This is a genomic window from Streptomyces sp. JH34, assembly GCF_029428875.1.
Taxonomy (GTDB): Bacteria; Actinomycetota; Actinomycetes; order Streptomycetales; family Streptomycetaceae; genus Streptomyces.
On record NZ_JAJSOO010000001.1, the window covers coordinates 676011 to 692398 of the forward strand.

General features: G+C 71.9%; 16 protein-coding genes and 1 pseudogene. 10 read left to right on the forward strand and 7 right to left on the reverse strand.

The annotated features are described in order from the left end of the window. Nucleotides 1–90: 90 nt before the first annotated feature. Together LWJ43_RS03190 and LWJ43_RS03195 are read left to right on the forward strand one after the other, a co-directional pair. Nucleotides 91–807 carry a DinB family protein gene (locus LWJ43_RS03190; RefSeq protein ID WP_277330734.1) on the forward strand — a complete coding sequence of 239 codons (717 nt, stop codon included), beginning with the start codon at nucleotides 91–93 and terminating at the stop codon, nucleotides 805–807. A gap of 162 nt (nucleotides 808–969) precedes the next feature. Then, nucleotides 970–1707: an SDR family oxidoreductase gene (locus tag LWJ43_RS03195; RefSeq protein ID WP_277330735.1), complete on the forward strand. Its 738-nt coding sequence runs from the start codon at nucleotides 970–972 to the stop codon at nucleotides 1705–1707. Here LWJ43_RS03195 and LWJ43_RS03200 read toward each other — a convergent pair. The 3 genes and pseudogenes from LWJ43_RS03200 to LWJ43_RS03210 form a co-directional block, all read right to left on the reverse strand. Then, nucleotides 1699–2424 (reverse strand): B3/B4 domain-containing protein, encoded by a 726-nt coding sequence (locus tag LWJ43_RS03200; protein WP_277330736.1) that lies wholly within the window; start codon nucleotides 2422–2424, stop codon nucleotides 1699–1701. The two genes, LWJ43_RS03195 and LWJ43_RS03200, sit on opposite strands and share 9 nt — an antisense overlap. Before the next feature lie 40 nt (nucleotides 2425–2464). Next, nucleotides 2465–3113, reverse strand: a pseudogene (locus LWJ43_RS03205) (FMN-binding negative transcriptional regulator). Nucleotides 3114–3143: 30 nt separating this feature from the next. Then, on the reverse strand, nucleotides 3144–3980 hold the full coding sequence (locus tag LWJ43_RS03210) for an EamA family transporter (RefSeq protein WP_277330737.1): 837 nt from the start codon (nucleotides 3978–3980) through the stop codon (nucleotides 3144–3146). A 118-nt stretch (nucleotides 3981–4098) separates the two neighbouring features. Between LWJ43_RS03210 and LWJ43_RS03215 the strand changes: the two genes are divergently transcribed. From LWJ43_RS03215 to LWJ43_RS03235, 5 genes are all read left to right on the forward strand, one after another. Then, the gene (locus LWJ43_RS03215) at nucleotides 4099–4683 is read left to right on the forward strand and encodes a helix-turn-helix domain-containing protein (protein WP_277330738.1); all 585 of its coding nucleotides are present in this window, start codon (nucleotides 4099–4101) and stop codon (nucleotides 4681–4683) included. A gap of 657 nt (nucleotides 4684–5340) precedes the next feature. Continuing rightward, complete coding sequence (gene modA, locus LWJ43_RS03220; protein ID WP_277330739.1) at nucleotides 5341–6159, forward strand: molybdate ABC transporter substrate-binding protein; 819 nt, start codon at nucleotides 5341–5343, stop codon at nucleotides 6157–6159. Next, nucleotides 6156–7016 (forward strand): molybdate ABC transporter permease subunit, encoded by an 861-nt coding sequence (modB, locus tag LWJ43_RS03225; RefSeq protein ID WP_277330740.1) that lies wholly within the window; start codon nucleotides 6156–6158, stop codon nucleotides 7014–7016. The genes modA and modB overlap by 4 nt, the downstream gene beginning before the upstream one ends. After that, nucleotides 7013–8137 carry an ABC transporter ATP-binding protein gene (locus LWJ43_RS03230; RefSeq protein WP_277330741.1) on the forward strand — a complete coding sequence of 375 codons (1125 nt, stop codon included), beginning with the start codon at nucleotides 7013–7015 and terminating at the stop codon, nucleotides 8135–8137. Before modB ends, LWJ43_RS03230 begins: the two co-directional genes overlap by 4 nt. A 196-nt stretch (nucleotides 8138–8333) precedes the next feature. Next, nucleotides 8334–9560: a metallophosphoesterase gene (locus LWJ43_RS03235; RefSeq protein ID WP_277330742.1), complete on the forward strand. Its 1227-nt coding sequence runs from the start codon at nucleotides 8334–8336 to the stop codon at nucleotides 9558–9560. A gap of 259 nt (nucleotides 9561–9819) precedes the next feature. Here LWJ43_RS03235 and LWJ43_RS03240 read toward each other — a convergent pair whose 3' ends face one another. Both LWJ43_RS03240 and LWJ43_RS03245 read right to left on the reverse strand, forming a co-directional pair. After that, nucleotides 9820–11016 carry an MBL fold metallo-hydrolase gene (locus LWJ43_RS03240; protein ID WP_277330743.1) on the reverse strand — a complete coding sequence of 399 codons (1197 nt, stop codon included), beginning with the start codon at nucleotides 11014–11016 and terminating at the stop codon, nucleotides 9820–9822. Nucleotides 11017–11148: 132 nt separating this feature from the next. After that, entirely contained in the window at nucleotides 11149–11589 is a 441-nt protein-coding gene (locus LWJ43_RS03245) for a PPOX class F420-dependent oxidoreductase (protein WP_277330744.1), read from the reverse strand. 154 nt (nucleotides 11590–11743) lie between these two features. On the opposite strand from LWJ43_RS03245, the gene LWJ43_RS03250 reads away from it, so the two are divergent. After that, nucleotides 11744–12988, forward strand: a complete 1245-nt coding sequence (locus LWJ43_RS03250; RefSeq protein ID WP_277330745.1) for a Glu/Leu/Phe/Val dehydrogenase dimerization domain-containing protein — start codon at nucleotides 11744–11746, stop codon at nucleotides 12986–12988. A 9-nt stretch (nucleotides 12989–12997) separates the two neighbouring features. Next, a complete protein-coding gene (locus LWJ43_RS03255) occupies nucleotides 12998–13609 on the forward strand; it encodes a TetR/AcrR family transcriptional regulator (protein ID WP_277330746.1) in 612 nt (203 codons plus the stop codon). Between the two features lie 118 nt (nucleotides 13610–13727). On the opposite strand, the gene LWJ43_RS03260 is transcribed toward LWJ43_RS03255, so the two are convergent. Together LWJ43_RS03260 and LWJ43_RS03265 are read right to left on the reverse strand one after the other, a co-directional pair. Further along, nucleotides 13728–14729 carry a DUF6745 domain-containing protein gene (locus LWJ43_RS03260; protein ID WP_277330747.1) on the reverse strand — a complete coding sequence of 334 codons (1002 nt, stop codon included), beginning with the start codon at nucleotides 14727–14729 and terminating at the stop codon, nucleotides 13728–13730. A gap of 114 nt (nucleotides 14730–14843) precedes the next feature. Then, nucleotides 14844–15170 (reverse strand): hypothetical protein, encoded by a 327-nt coding sequence (locus LWJ43_RS03265; RefSeq protein ID WP_277330748.1) that lies wholly within the window; start codon nucleotides 15168–15170, stop codon nucleotides 14844–14846. Between the two features lie 263 nt (nucleotides 15171–15433). Here LWJ43_RS03265 and LWJ43_RS03270 point away from each other — a divergent pair, with 263 nt between their 5' ends. Beyond that, entirely contained in the window at nucleotides 15434–16384 is a 951-nt protein-coding gene (locus tag LWJ43_RS03270; protein ID WP_277330749.1) for an STM4015 family protein, read from the forward strand. Nucleotides 16385–16388 lie beyond the last annotated feature (4 nt).

The following is a 16388-nucleotide window of genomic DNA, read 5'->3' on the forward strand; positions in this document are numbered from 1 at the left end:
CGGCCCGGAAACCGTTCGCGCCCCGGGTCCCGAACCGTTAGCTTCCTCGGAGCGCTGTGGGTCGCAGCCACCACACGAGGGGAGCCGTGCATGGCAGGGGACACGAGGACCGACCGCCTGGACCTGCTGCTCGGCCAGTTCGACCAGGCCAGGGAGATGGCCGGGGTACGGCTGAAGGGGCTGGGTGACGAGGAGTTCCTGTGGGAGCCGGTGGCCGGCTCCTGGTCGGTCCGGCGCCGGAGCGAGGCGTCGACGCCCCGGGCGTACGGGCCGGGCGAGTGGGTGCTCGACCAGGGCGCCCCGGACATCCCGGCGAACGAGTACGCCGAGGTCGCCCGGCAGGCCGCCGGGGGTATGACGGTGTCCAGGATCGCCGATGACTGGAGCGTGAGCGTCGAGCGGGTCGAGCAGGTCCTCGCCCACACCGGTGAGCCGGAGCCCGACGACACCCCCGTGACCACCATCGCGTGGCGGCTCGGGCACCTGCACTCCTGCCTCGCGGGCCAATGGGAGTGGACCTTCGGTGAGCGGCGGCAGGATCCGAAGCTGCTGGTCGACTTCACTCCTTCCGCGTCGGTGGCGCTCGACCGGTTCTGGGCCGTGACCGGCCGCTGGCGCGACAGCGTGGCCACGGTCACGGAGGAGCAGCTCGACACGGTCGGCTTCTCGCAGTACCCGTACGGCTCCGACCCCGACGATCCGTTCGTCTCGGTGCTGGCGGGTGCCAACCTCGAATTCATCCATCACATGGCCGAGATCTCGCTTCTCCGCGACCTGTGGCGGGGGCGCTTCACGGCATCCGGGTAGGCCCGGCGCGCCCCGAGCGAGTCGTACGGAGTGTCCGCCAGGAGCGGCGGGGCTCAACCGTCCGTGGCCCGACGGAGCGTGTGCGCGCCGGAGGGCGGCGTGTTTCAGTGGACCGGTGACCCGCAACGGGGTCGAGGACGTCCGTCGGCGGAAGGGCCAGTCATGAAGATCGCGGTGATCGGCGGTACGGGGCTGATCGGGTCGAAGGTCGTCGAGAGGCTGAAGGCCGACGGACACGAAGCGGTGCCCTCTTCGAAGTCGACCGGCGTCGACGTCATCAGTGGTGAGGGGGTGGAGAAGGCGGTCGCCGGGGCCGACGTCGTCGTCGACCTGACGAACTCCCCGACGTTCGACGACGCCGCACCGGAGTTCTTCCGGCAGTCGATGGGAAATCTGCTGGCGGCGGCACGGAAGGCGGGCGTGGGCCACTTCGTCATGCTGTCCATCGTCGGCGTGGACCAGGTACCCGAACTGGACTACTACCGCGCCAAGACGCTGCAGGAAGAACTGCTCGCGGCGGGACCCGTCCCGTACTCCATCGTCCGCGCCACGCAGTTCATGGAGTTCATGGACGCGGTCATGAGCTGGACCGCCGACGGTGACACCGTCCGTCTGCCCACCACCCCGATCCAGCCGATCGCCGCCCAGGAGGTCGCCGACGCGGTAGCCGAAGCCGCGGTGGGCAGTCCGCTGCGGGGCGTCCACAACGTCGCGGGACCCGAGGTCTTCCCGCTCGACGAGCTCGGCAGGATCACTCTCACGGCCCGTCCGAACGGCCGGACCGTCGTCACCGACGACACCGCCGGGATGTTCGCCGTCGTCCGCGGGGACGTCCTCACGGGCAAGGGCGACGCCTCGCGCGCCCCCACCCGCTACGCGGACTGGCTGGCGTCACACTGACGCCTCCGCGGTGCCCCGGCCGGCAGGACGGCCGGGGCCGAGGTACCGGACCGCGGCGTGTCCGGCGTGCGGGAGGAGCAGCTCCCGGAGTTCCCGCGCGGCCGCCTCGAGGAGATGGCCGTCGCGCCTCGCGTGAAGGGTCTCCAGGACGAAGGTGACGTGGGCGCTGTCCTCGGTGACGCGCGTGCGGTGGGCGTCGCGGTGGTTCCAGTGCCGGGTCAGGACACCGCTGGTGTCGGCGTAGACGATCTCACCGGGTTTCGGGTTCTCCACGGTGTCCGGTTCGCCGAGCGGGGTGAACTCCTCGCTGCCGTCGGCGTACCGGATGTCGACGTCGCCGGTGACGTGCGCGAGATCGAAGGCGCCGGCGGGCAGGCCGTGGCGGAGGGAGACCGCGTTGTACGAGTCGACGGCGGGGTTGATCCGCGGCAGTGTCCCCTTCTTGGCCACGCGGCGGCCGAGGGCGTCGACGCTGGGGCGGACGCGGCGGGGATTGGTCCCGAAGGCACGGTAGGCCGTGTGCCATGCCTCGATGCGGGGGTCGTTCTCGTCGGCGGGCTGCCAGGTGCCGTCGGCGGCCTGCCGTTCCAGGTGTCCGAGAGCGGCGGTGGCCTCGGGCCAGGGTTCGTGTCCGCGCAGGCCGGTCGCGGTGACGAGCGCGATGAGGGTGTCGGGGAAGGCGTCGGCGACGTCCGGGTGGATACGGAAGACGGTCATGGGGTGGTGTCCTGTTCTCGTGTGCGTGAGGCGGTTGCGGTCAGGGCTTCCAGGGACCGACACGGTCCAGACGTCGCAGCTGCTGACGGGCGGTCGGTGTGTCCAGGCCCTGCCCACGCTCCCCGAGGCGGGAAGCGACGGCGGTACGGTGCTCGACCGGCTTGTGGTCGTCGTACTTGAATTTGGCGAGTACCTCGACGACGTCCAGCTCCAGCCCTCGGATGCCGGGCAGCATCCGCCCGTACGGGGGGCCGGTCCGGGTCGACGGGCGCGTGATCGCCGTCGGGTCGGAAATGTGCCATCTGCCTGCCCAGCAACTCGGCCTTGGCCACCGGATCGTCGATGACGGTGGCGCGGCAGATGAACTGGACCGCTGCGTAGGAGCTGGTGGGTACGCCGTCGGTGGGCGGCGTACCGGGCCCGGCACGCCAGGGGCCGGGGACGAAGGCGTAGTCGCCGACGACGGTGAACGTGACGTTCGCGTCCTGCTCCACCGCCTTCCAGACCGGGTTGGGCCGGGCGAGGTGGATCAGCAGCCGGCCCGCGTCGGTGCAGAAGTGGGTGGGGACGGCGACGGGGCCCTGACCGGGCGGCCCGTTGACGCCGAGGATGCCGAAGTCATGCCCGGCGGCGATCCATTGTCGCCATTCGGCGTCGTCCAGGGCGGCGTCCCAGGACTGGATGAGCATGTGCTTCTCCCGGTGTCGTGGTCCGGCGGGTCACGTGAGGGCGAGCAGGCTGACCGCGACGGCCGCGGTACCCAGGCCGACGAGCTGGCTCCGGTGGATGGTCTCGGCGAGCACTCTGCGGGCGAGCAGGACGGTAGCGGCCGGGTAGAGAGCGGTGATCACGGCGACGACGGCGAGGTCGCCGTCGCGGGCGGCGAACAGGAACAGCAGGTTGGCCAGTGAGTCCAGCACGCCCGCGGCGGCAGAGATCGCGTAGGCGGGCTTCTCGGAGCCCAGTCGGCGGTACATCACGGCCGCCGCGGTCAGGCCGGCGGCCGACGAGACCGCTCTGCCGATGATCAGCGGAGCGACACCGCTCCCGGACGGAGCCTGGTGGAGGAAGACGAGCTGCAGGGCGATGGCGATGCCCGCGCCGAAGGCCGTCAGCAAGGCGGTGCGGGAGGCGTGAGCCGACCTCGCTCCACGGCCGGCACCGACCAGCATCACGGCGGCCAGCGCCAGCGGCAGACCGAGGAGTCCGGCCGGGCCGAGACGCTCGCCCTGGAGCAGTCCGACGCCGACCGGCACCACTGCCGAGACCAGCGCGGTCACGGGTGACAGCACGCTCATCGGGCCGATCGCGAGGGTCCTGTAGAGCAGGGCGAACGCCGCGGCCGAGGCCACGCCCGATGCCGCACCCCACCCGATGGCCGCAGGAGTGAAGTACGCGCCGAGAACGGGCCACAGCAGCAGCTCGACCACCAGACTGGCCGGAGCCGCGACAATGACGGTGCGCAGCACATGTGCCTTGCGGGCACCGAGGCCGCCGAGGAAGTCGGCGCACCCGTAGGCGAGGGAGCTGCCCAGGGCCAGCAGCAGAGCAATCATGGAACTTCCCGAGGTGTCACAATGGAACGACTCAACCGTACAATAAAACGACCGTTCGTTGTCAACCGAACGACCGAGCGGTCCATTCCAGTGCTCCACACATCAGGACGGTGATCAGATGCCCGAGGCGGACGAAGCCCTGCGCACGCTCGCGCGCAACGTCAGAGCGGCACGCGTACGGGCAGGCCTGTCCCTGGACGAGCTGGGCCGGCGTGCCAAGGTCAGCAAGGGCGCGCTGGTCGGCCTGGAGAAGGCTCAGGGCAATCCGAACTTCGCCACCCTCGTCCGTCTCGCCGACACGCTCGGCATCTCCGTGTCCGCTCTGCTGGAGGGGCCGGCGGAGGGCCGCGTCCGCGTGGTGTCGGCCGACGCCGTCATGCCGCTGTGGGCCGGTGCGGAGGGCAGCGAGGCCCGGCTCATGCTGACGACCTCGGGAGCGGCTCCCGTCGAGGTCTGGCGGTGGAAGCTGGAGCCGGGCGAGGAGTACCCCAGTCACCCTCATCAGGCCGGGGTCGTGGAGACCCTCAGCGTCACCTCGGGCCGGATGACGCTGGTCGTCGACGGCACGGAACACTCCGTGGAGGCCGGGCAGACCGCCACCTTCGACGGCGACGCGACCCACACCTATCGCGGCTCGGGCACCACGACCTGTCATCTGATCATGACGGTGCACATCCCGCCCGGTCCCACCTCCACGAACTGACCCCCGGCTGACCCCTGTTCGTCTCCGGCTGCCTCTTCGGCCGCCGTGCGTCCCGCCCGGCTGCCCGCACACGACCGGGGTCAAGCCGACGTCAGCACGTGGCCCTCGGCGTCGAGCTCGACCACCGTGCCGGCGGTCCTCGCCCGTTCGGCCGCCCGGACGACGCGGTGCGTCGCCAGGCTCTCCGCGGCGCCGGAGAGAAGGAGCGACCTGTCACCGGAGGCGACGGCGGCGAGGAAGGCGGTCGTCCGGCCGCCTGTGGGCGGTTCGTGTGCCGACGGTGCCGACGGTCCGCGTGTCGACGGTCCGTTCCGACCCGTCGCGGAAGTCGACGAGGTTCGGCGACCTCCGACGCCCGGCCGGCTGTCGTGGCGGCGGCCGCGAGGGACCGGCCCACGGGTACCGCCTCCGGGGTGACCGTACCCGGACTCACACCCTGCACAAACGCACATGCGAGCCAAGGTGAGGTCATCTCTTACTCATGCAAAGCAACACGAGGCTTTCCCCTTGCATCTGCGGCAGTATCATCAGCGCAGGCGCACCCGCCGGAACGGGGACGCCGCGGCACAGCCCGGCATCCGGTTCACAAGGACCACGGGTGATCGTGTCCACCAGGACGAGAGCTAGCACAAGAGGGACAAGAGGGAGCGACCCATCATGACCCGTACCGCCCGCCCGACGGGCCGGACCCTGCGGGTGGCCGGCGCAGGTGCGGCCGCTCTGCTGGCCCTGACCGGTTGCTCGTCGTCGGACGACTCCTCGTCGGCGTCGGGCTCCTCCGGCTCCTCGTCGGACGAGCTGTCCGGCACAGTGACGGTGTTCGCCGCCGCCTCGCTGAAGGAGAGCTTCACGATGCTGGGCGAGGAGTTCGAGAAGGAGCACCCCGGCACGGAGGTCACCTTCAACTTCGGCGGCAGCGACTCCCTCGCGGCGGGCATCACCGGCGGCGCCCCGGCCGATGTGTTCGCTTCGGCGAGCCCCAGGACGATGAAGATCGTCACGGACGCGGGGGGCGCGGCCGGCGCAGCCGCCACCTTCGTGCGCAACCAGTTGGAGATCGCCACCCTGCCGGGCAACCCCGACGAGGTCTCCTCCCTGAAGGACCTCGCCGGTTCCGGTCTCAAGGTGGTCCTCTGCGACAAGGAGGTGCCCTGCGGCGCCGCCGCCCGGAAGGCCCTCGACGCCGCCGGGCTCGAGCTCACCCCCGTCTCGTACGAGCAGGACGTCAAGTCCGCCCTGACGAAGGTCGAGCTGAAGGAGGCCGACGCGGCCATCGTGTACAAGACGGATGTGCACGCGGCGGGTGACAAGGTGGAGGGCGTGGAATTCCCCGAGTCCGCCGAGGCCGTCAACGACTACCCGATCGTCCAGCTCAAGGACTCCGGGAACGCCGAAGGAGCCAAGGCATTCATCGCCTTCGTGCGGTCCTCCCGGGGCCAGGAGGTCCTGGCCGGGGCCGGGTTCCTGAAGCCGTGACCGAACTGGACACGTCAGGCGCAGCGGCGGGCTCGCCCAAGGGCGGGCCGCGGCGCCGGCGTGCCCGGACGGGCCGTGGCCGGGGGGTGCCACTGCCGCTGCTGCTGCCGGCGCTGCTCGGCCTCGCGTTCCTGATCGTCCCGCTGATCGCGCTGCTCGTACGAGCTCCGTGGCGCAGCCTGCCCGAGCTGCTGACCGGCGCCGAGGTGTGGCAGGCGCTCCAGCTGTCCCTGATCTGCGCCACGGCCGCCACCGCGGTGAGCCTGGTGATCGGTGTACCCCTGGCCTGGCTGCTGGCCCGCGTCGAATTCCCCGGCCGCGGCGTCGTACGGGCCCTCGTCACACTGCCGCTCGTGCTGCCACCGGTCGTGGGCGGTGTGGCGCTGCTGATGGCCCTCGGGCGCAACGGCATCATCGGGAAGTCCCTCGACGACTGGTTCGGGATCACCCTGCCCTTCACGACGACAGGAGTCGTGATCGCGGAGGCCTTCGTCGCGATGCCTTTCCTCGTCATCAGCGTGGAGGGCACACTGCGCGCCGCCGACCCCAGGTTCGAGGAGGCCGCCGCAACGCTCGGCGCCTCCCGCTTCACCGCGTTCCGCCGGGTCACCCTGCCGCTGATCGCGCCGGGGATCGCGGCCGGCGCCGTGCTCGCCTGGGCCCGCGCCCTGGGCGAGTTCGGCGCGACGATCACGTTCGCCGGGAACTTCCCGGGCCGTACCCAGACCATGCCGCTGGCCGTGTACCTGGCCCTGCAGAGCGACCCGGAGGCGGCCATCGCCCTCAGCCTGGTCCTGCTCGCCGTGTCCGTCGCGGTGCTGGCCGGCCTGCGCGACCGTTGGATGACAGCAGGATGACCGACACCCCGGAATCCACCCACGAGGCGCGCGACGCCCACGGCACCCGGCGCTCCCGCGACTCCCGCGCCGGCCTGTCCGAGGCGGGTCTCGACGCCCGCCTGGTCGTCGAGCGCGGCGCCTTCCGTCTCGACGTGGCACTGACCGCCGCCCCCGGCGAAGTGGTCGCCCTGCTGGGACCCAACGGCGCGGGCAAGACCACCGCCCTGCGCGCCCTCGCGGGTCTGACACGTCTCACCGGCGGGCATCTGCGACTGGACGGCACCGCGCTGGAGCGTAAGCCGCCGGAGTACCGCCCCGTCGGCGTCGTCTTCCAGGACTACCTGCTCTTCCCGCACCTCTCCGCCCTGGACAACGTGGCCTTCGGACCGCGCTGCCACGGCGTGACCAAGGCGTCGGCCAGGGAACAGGCCGCCGAGTGGCTCGGCCGGCTGGGGCTCGCGGACCACATGGGCGCGAAGCCACGCAAACTGTCCGGTGGCCAGGCCCAGCGGGTCGCCCTGGCCCGCGCGCTGGCCACCCGACCACGGCTGCTGCTCCTGGACGAGCCGCTGGCGGCGTTGGACGCCCGCACCCGCCTGGAGGTCCGCTCTCAGCTCCGGCGGCATCTGGCCGATTTCGAGGCCGTCGCCGTGCTGGTCACACACGACCCCCTGGACGCCATGGTGCTGGCCGACCGGCTGGTCGTGATCGAGGACGGCCAAGTCGTCCAGGAGGGCGCGCCGTCCGACGTCGCCCGCCGTCCGCGCACGGACTACATCGCCCAACTGGTCGGCCTGAACCTGTACCAGGGCACGGCGGACGGGCACACCGTCCGCCTCGGCGCCGGGACCCCCCTCACCACCTCGGAGGCTCTGTCCGGGCCGGTCTTCGTGGCATTCCCACCGAGCGCGGTCACGCTCCACAGGGACCGCCCCGTCGGTACGAGCGCCCGCAATCTCTGGCACTGCGAGATCGCCGGCCTGGAAACCCACGGTGACCAGATCCGCGCGGACCTGACCGGGGAGCTGCGTCTGGCCGCCGACCTGACCACCATGGCCGCCGCGGAACTCGATCTGCGTCCGGGCGCGCCGGTCTGGGCGACGGTGAAGGCGACGCAGACCCACGCCTACCCCGTCTGAGAGCCCCGGTCCGCCGGACGCGCCCGTGACCGCGGTCCCACCGGCCTGACCGCCCAGGCCCGCGCACCTGGGCCAGGACGGCCGAAGAGATCCTCACCGAGGCCGCCGTCGGCACTCCGGAGCTCCGGCTCAGGCCACCGCAACGACCGGGTACAGTGCGCGCGTCGGCAGTCCGGCTACGTGAACAGGGGGAAGCGTGACCGACACCAGCGAAACCCGGTCCGTGGACGGTGCGGCGCAGGCCACCCGGCAGAGTCGGCTGCACCGCCTGATGCGCTACATCCCCCTGATCGCCCCCGTCCTGCTGTGGGTTGTGCCCTGCTGGGTACTGCTGCACGCCGGCCAGCACTGGCCGCTCCCCGTGGCAGTGGGCGGCACCGCCCTGTTCGTCCTCGGCCTGATCGCCATGCCGCTCGCGATGGCGCGCGGCCACGGCCGGCGACAGCAGGACTGGGCGGCGATCGTCGGAGACACTCTCCTCGGGGCCGGCTGGGTGCTGTTCACCTGGTCGCTCCTGCTCGGCGTCCTGCTGCGCCTCGCCCTGACCGTGACCGGCGTGGGCGACGGGCAGAACCGGGCCCGGATCGTCACTCTCGTGGTCCTCGGCGTAACCCTCGTACTGCTCGCCTGGGGGTACGCCGAGGCCCGCCGGGTGCCACGGGTGCGCCGTCTCGACGTACGACTCCCGCGCCTGGGAGCCGGCTTGGACGGCACGCGCGTCGCTCTCATCACCGACACGCACTACGGCCCGCTCGACCGCGCCCGCTGGTCGGCGCGGGTCTGCGAGAAGGTCAACACCCTGGAGGCCGACCTGGTCTGTCACACCGGCGACATCGCGGACGGCACGGCCGGACGCCGCCGCGCCCAGGCCGCTCCGCTCGGCACCGTGCGAGCCACCCGGGCCCGGGTCTACGTCACCGGGAACCACGAGTACTACAGCGAGGCCCAGGGATGGGTCGACCTGATGGACGAGCTGGGCTGGGAGCCGCTGCGCAACCGTCATCTGCTGCTGGAACGCGGCGGTGACACCCTCGTGGTCGCCGGCGTGGACGACGTCACCGCCGAGTCCTCCGGGCTGGCCGGCCACCGCGCCAGCCTCGCCGGAGCCCTGAGCGGCGCCGACCCCGACCTGCCCGTCCTGCTCCTGGCCCATCAGCCCAAGTTCGTCGACCGGGCCGCGGCAGGCGGCGTCGACCTGCAGCTCTCGGGCCACACCCACGGCGGCCAGATCTGGCCCTTCCACCACCTGGTCCGCATCGACCAGCCCGCCCTCGCCGGCCTCAGCCGCCATGGCGCCCGCACGCTCCTCTACACCAGCCGCGGCACCGGCTTCTGGGGCCCGCCGTTCCGCGTCTTCGCCCCCAGCGAGATCACCCTGCTCGTACTCCGCTCCCCGCAGGGGCCGTCCGCCCAGCCCCTGTGAAGGGGTTCCGTCTGCAACCTCTCAGACCGGGAACAGGACTTCCAGGACCGCGTGGCGGAGGGCGACCGAGCGCGCGGACCTGACACCTTCGGGCGCGACCGGCCACTCCATGCCCGTTACCCGTGACGGAACGGCGCCGACAAGCTCGTGAACATCCGTCGATCACCGCACTCAGGTGCGAACAGGCAGACGGCCCTCCCACGCGCGGTTCGGACACGATGCGCAACGATCCCTGCACGCTGGGCAGCGGCTTCTTCCCTCAGCGCTCGCCCGCGAGGTCGACTTCCTCCCGCCGCACCGGCGCCGTCTCCGCCACCGCAGAGCGACGCCACGGGTGTGCGGCAGGCGCCGCCACGGCACGCCACCAGGTGTCCGAGGGCAGTTTCCCCGCCGGTTCGAACGGCTCGCCCGGACGGGGAAGGGCCAGTGCCTGGCCCGCCTCGTCGGCGACGTCCTTCATCCACTCACCGGGCTCCGACCACGGGTGCGGGGCGAGATTGAACGTTCCCCAGTGGATCGGCAGCAGGGCCCCGTGCGGCGCGCCGCCCTGGAGGTCCAGGTGCGCCCGCAGGCCCTCGGCCGGTGTCATGTGGATGTCGGGCCAGTACTCCGAATAGGCGCCGACCTGGATCATCGTCACGTCGAAGGGCCCGTGCGCGGCCCCGATGTCCTCGAAACCGGAGAAGTAGCCGGTGTCCCCACTGTGGTAGACCCGGTGCTCCGGGCCCGTGACGACCCACGACGCCCAGAGCGTGTGCTGCTGATTGCGCAGCCCGCGACCGCAGAAATGGCGTGCGGGGGTGGCGGTCAGGCCGATGCCCGCGATCTGCGTGGTCTCGTTCCAGTCGAGCTCGCGGACGCGGTCCGGGGGGACTCCCCATCGCTCCAGGTGGGCACCGACACCGAGCGGTACCGCGAAGACCGTGTCGGTCCCTGCCAGGGCCTTGATCGTCGGCAGGTCCAGGTGGTCGTAGTGGTCATGGGAGATCACGACGGCGTCCACGGGGCCGAGCGAGGCGAGCGGCAGGGGGACGGGGTGCAGCCGCTTGGGCCCGGCGAAGGCGAAGGGCGAGCAGCGCTCGCCCCAGACGGGGTCGAACAGCACCCTGCGGCCGTCGATCTCGACGAGCACGCTGGAGTGGCCCAGCCAGGTCACCCGCAGGCCCGATGCCGGGGGCGCGGCCAGGTCGGCCAGGGTCGTGGCGTGGACGGGCACGGTACCGAGCGGGGACCTGCGGGCCCGCTCCTCCTTGCGGAAGTACACCTTGGCGAATTCGAGCATGGAGCCGGACGGCCTGGTCCGGGCCCCCTCCGGGTTCTGGAACACTCCGTCGGCGAAGTTCGGCGAGCGGCGGATCCGCTCCATCCGTGCCCCCGCCGGGTCCGCCCCGAAGGCGTCGGGGCGCAGTGAGCGGAGTCTCGTACGGAGCGAGGGCTGGTTGTCGGCGCCGGTCACAACATCTCCTGAGGGAGTCGGTGTCGTCTCATTATGGTCGGGGAGTACGACAGGGCGAGGGCGGCGCGGTGAACGGAGCATCACTCGTGCGCCCCCTGGAGCCGTGTCGCGGGTGTCGTCCTGACGGTCGCGTCAGGCACGCGGCTGGCCGTAGACGTGTTCGATCCTCAGGGTCAGGACCACTCTGCGGTCCTCGACCATCGCGCGACGGTAGTCGTCCCAGTCGGGATGCTCTCCCTGGACGTCGCGGTAGAGCGCGACGAGCTGCTCCACGACCGCGTCGTGGGGGTCGGCGGCGGGCGGCGTCAGCTCGGCCGTGACGTCGGCCGCGGTCCACGCCCACCGGTCGTCGCTGGTCACGTGATAGGCGGCCCGTGGGTCCCGGCGAAGGTTGCGGGTCTTCGCGCGGTCCTCGGTGATGGACACCCGGATCACCCCTTCGTCGGGGTAGTAGGCGTGGTTGACGTTCGACAGCTGGGGCCGGCCGTCACGCTTGAGGGTGACCAGCACTCCGCCGTCGTGCTGCCCGACGAGCCGGAGCAGCGCCTCGCGCGCGGGTTCGATGTCCGTCATGCCGAGTCCAACGTCCGTACCCGCCGAAGGATTCCGCATCAGGGCGACGGTGATGTCACATCCGGGCGCCTTCCTCGCGTTGACACCCGGGCCCGACCTGCCGATACTGACTCGCTGTTCAGTTATTCGAGTCAGGTGACCCAGGAGCCGCTCCGTGCCGTCCCACTCCCCCGCCCCGCTGGTCTCCCTGACGTGGACGGACCACGTCACGGGCACGGAGGGGTACCTCGTCGTCGACCGGCTGGTGCGCGGGGTGTCGAGCGGTGGCCTGAGGATGCGGAAGGGCTGCACCCTCGCCGAGGTGACGGGCCTGGCACGGGGCATGACCATGAAGGAGGCCCTGCACTTCGACCCCGAGGAGTCCCGGACGCGCTACATCCCGCTGGGCGGCGCGAAGGGCGGCATCGACTGCGACCCGCGGGACCCGGACGCCTACGGAGTGCTCGTGCGTTTCCTGCGGGCCGTGCGCCCGTACGTGGAGAACGTCTGGACGACCGGAGAGGACCTCGGGCTCAGTCAGGACCTGGTCGACCGGGCCGCCGCCGAAGCCGGGCTCGTGTCCACCGTCCAGGCGGTCTACCCCCTGCTCGAGGACGAAGGGGATGCGCGGAGACGGCTGGCGGACGCCTTCGCCGTCGTCGTCGACGGGATCGGGCTGGAGGAACTGGTCGGCGGGTGCGGAGTGGCGGAGTCCACGCTCGCCGCGCTGGACCGGGCCGGTGTGGCGCACTCCGGCACCCGGGTGTCGCTGCAGGGCTTCGGCACCATGGGCGGGGCGACGGCGCGTTTCCTCTCCGAGGCCGGGCTGACCGTCGTCGCGGTCGCCGACCTCAAGGGCACGATCGCCAATCCGGCGGGCCTGGACGTCGAGGCGCTCCTGACCGCACGGGACGCGTACGGGGCGGTGGACCGCGCCGCGCTTCGGGCGGGCGACCAGGAGCTGCCGGCCGAGGCCTGGCTGGGCACCGAGGCGGAGATCCTGGTACCGGCCGCCGTGTCGTACGCCGTCGACGCCGTGAACCAGGCTTCGGTCCGCGCTCGCTGGGTGGTCGAGGCGGCGAACATGCCGGTGCTTCCGGAGGCGGAAGCCCTGCTCGCCGAGCGGGGCATCACGGTGCTGCCGGATGTGGTCGTCAACTCCGCGACGAACGCGTGGTGGTGGTGGACGCTGTTCGGGGACGTCGGGCCCGACGCGGAGGAGGCGTTCCGGTACACCCGCCGCTCCATGCGCGCCCTCGTCGACCGCGTCCTGGAACGGGCGGCGGCGGACGGCTGCACGCCACGGGCCGCCGCGCACGCGCTCGCCGCCGACCGGCTGCCGGTGATGGCGGAGCGGTTCGGCTGGTACGGAAAGGGCGTCGGCCACACGGGCCGAGGCCCGGGCCGGGGCGTTGGTTAAGGTGACCGGGTGGCGAGAGTACGGCTGAGCGTGGCTGAGCGGCGGGAGGAGCTCCTGCGCGCTGCCGTAGAACAGATCGAGGTCCGTGGTGTGTCGGCCGTCCGGATCGCGGATGTGGCGGCCGTACTCGGGGTCAGCAACGCCCTGGTGCTCTACCACTTCTCGTCCAAGGAGAAGTTGGTCGCCGCTGCGTTCGCCTATGCGGCGGAGGCCGATCTCGCTCATCTGCGCAAGCTGCTGAGCCGCCGCACCACCGCGGTCCGGCGGCTCAGGGCCGCCGTTCGCTGGTACGCGCCGACCGGTCAGGCCAAGGGCTGGCGGCTCTGGATCGAGGGCTGGGCTTCCTCCCTGCGAGACCCGGTGCTGCGCGAGGTCGCCGCGGATCTGGACGAGCAGTGGAAGGCCGAGCTGGCCGAGGTCATCGACGAAGGAGCCGCGGCCGGTGAGTTCCGCTGCGACGACCCGATGTCCGTGGCCTGGCGGCTCACCGCGCTCCTGGACGGGCTGGCCGTCCAGATGACGTCGTACGGGGGTCCGCTCTCCCGGGCCACCATGCTGCGGTGGGCCGAAGAGGCGCTCGCCCGCGAACTCGGCATCGATCGCAAGGTCCTGACCGCCTGAAGGGCGGCCGCGGATCTCTCGAAGGCCCCGCTCGGCGCCCGGGGTGCCGGCGCCGGGTCACGGAACTGCCGAGGGCTCCGGTCCCCGAGCGGCCGGGCCAGGGCGGCCGCGGATCCGGTCAGGTCTGGCGCACCGGCGCGTAGGCCTCCCCGTCGAGCCCGAAGGTCCAGGCCACGCCTTCCTTCGCGGTCCGGGTCCTGGGTGGCACCCGCAGCCAGTAGACGCGGTGCGTTCCGTCGGGCTCGGGCGTGGAGTTGACGACTTCGACCATCACGACGTCCTCGTCGCCCTCCATCGCGATGCGCCAGAGGATCCCGGTCTCGTCGCGGTGCACCGGTTCGGCGCCCGACTCCGCGAGGTAGCGGTCGTAGCCGTAGTACTCGAGCATCACACGGCGGAGTTCGGCGTTCTCCTCGGCTCGTATCCGGTCGGGGGTCAGGCTCGCCAGACCGTCCAGGAACTCCGCCGGCACGGGCATGCCCCGCCAGGCGTACAGGGCGAACCCGTCCGGGTAGGCGAGGGCCGGTCCGTCGCCCCGGTCCAGCCGTCCCGCCTCGTCCCGGTGGAGCGTCTCGGGCCGCTCCACGATCACCACGGCGTGCTCGTAGGGCCACCACCATCCTGCGTTCCTGGCCACCTCCGCCAGTCCCGTCAGCCGGTCGCCAAGGCCGTCGAACGCCGCGAGCCAGGCCGCGTCGTGCTGGCCGAGGACCGCGTCGAGCAGCACCAGACGGATGCCGGACTCGTCCTCCGGCCGCGGCGCGAGCTCGGCGACCACTCCCGCGCGTATGCGCTCGGCCAGGGCCGCCGTGGTCTCCCACAGCTGTGCCCCGGTCGCGGACCAGAGAGCGGACCACCCGGCCGGGCCCAACTCGTCGTACATGCGGCGGCGTTCCTCCGCCCATGGGCGGGTGCGGACCTCTTCCCGCACCGAGCGTCCCGCCCCGGTCAGCTTCTCCACCACCTCGACGGCCGCCCTCGGCGAATCCGCCCAGATGACGCGCTCCGGCTCGGCGAGCCCCGCGGAGCGGTAGGCGAGCCGCACCCCCTCCTCCGCCGCGCCCCGGTCGGCCCTGCCCGTCGCCGCCGCCACGGCCCGCCACGCGTTCACGTACTGCATCGGTATTCCCCGTCCCCTGTCCACTGTTCTCCGAACGCACATCACCGCACCACCGCTCACCGGGCCGTCGACCGCCCCCGGAGGCATCAGTCCCCACCGCGCCACCGAATCGGATCAGTCCGCGACGACGCGGACCGCACCCGGGGCGTACTCGCGCTGGCGCACGACGCGGAACCATCCCTGGGGAAGCGCTATCGCGGCATGTTCCTCGTGGACCACGCGTCCCCCTTCGGGGAGATGGAGCAGCATCGGGCCGAAGGGCCCGGCCTCCCGCAGCAGCCGGCCCGGCCCCTGCACCGCGTGCGCGTGTCCGGTGACCTCGCCCAGGGCCAGGACCAGCCTCCCCCGGCCGTCACGCGGTTCGCCCGGTGCCTCGAGGAAGTGCGCGGGCACCTCCGACTCCTCCAGCGCCATCATCAGCACGTCGCCCTGCCGGTACACAGACGTCTCCCCTCCGTCCCGGCACCCGCTGTGCCGGCCACAGGAAAGACGCTACGAGAGGGGTCTGACATCGCGGTCCTCGGCGACGGATTCCGCGGGACGGTCACGGGCAGGCAGGGGGCGAGTGATTGCGCGCGGGTTGCGGGTTCCCCCGCCCCGGGGCCCGGAACGTCCGGCCGGTCCGGGCCCGGTCGCGCCGTTGTCAGTGGCACTTGATAAACCTTGCGGACATCAGTCGCCTCCAGTATCAGGAGCTCAGCGCCATGTCCGACGCGGACCGTCTGCACGAGTTGCTCGGCCTTCCGGCCGTCGAATTCCAGCGCGAGACCGAAGAGGCCGGGCGTCCCCCGGCCGGTGCCGTGGCCTGGCGCATATGCGTCGATCCGTTCGACGGGGACGCCACGTGGGAGGAGGAGTTCGAGGCCTTCCTCGCAGCCGTCGACCCGTCAGGTGTCGAGGCTCTGATCATCGGACAGTGGGGCGAGTCGTACGAGGAGACCTCGGCCTATCCCATCGGTCTCGTCGTCGCCGCGGCCGACCGGCTGACCTCGCTCAGGGCGATCTTCGTCGGGGATCTGGTGGGCGAGGAGGCCGAGATCTCCTGGATCGAGCAGTCGGACGTCACGGCTCTGCTCACCGCCTTCCCGGACCTGACCCACCTCGGTGTGCGGGGCGGCACCGATCTGACTTTCCCTCCGGTCAAGCACGACTCCCTGCGTGAGCTCGTCATCGAGAGCGGAGGACTGCCCTCGGAGGCGCTGCGCGGTGTGCTGGACAGTGAGCTTCCCTCGCTGGAACACCTGGACCTCTGGCTCGGCGTCTCCGCGTACGGGGGTGACGTGGTCGTCCCGGACCTGGCACCGCTGCTCGCCGGTACCCGCTTCCCGCGCCTGCGTCACCTGGGCCTGCGCAACAGCGAGTTGCAGAACGAGATCGCCTCGGCGATCGGTTCCGCGCCGGTCGTCGCGCAGCTCCGCACGTTGGATCTGTCGAACGGCACCCTGGGCGACGAGGGCGCTGCCGCGCTGCTCGAGGGCCAGCCCCTCACCCACCTCGCCTCACTCGACCTCCACCACCATTTCCTCACCGAGCCGATGGAACGCCGCGTGGCGGAGGCCCTGGAACCGCACGGCGTGTCGGTCGATCTGTCCGGGCGCAGCGAGCCGTGGGACGACCTCGGTCCCGAGGGCCGCTACACCGCGGTAGCGGAGTGACGGC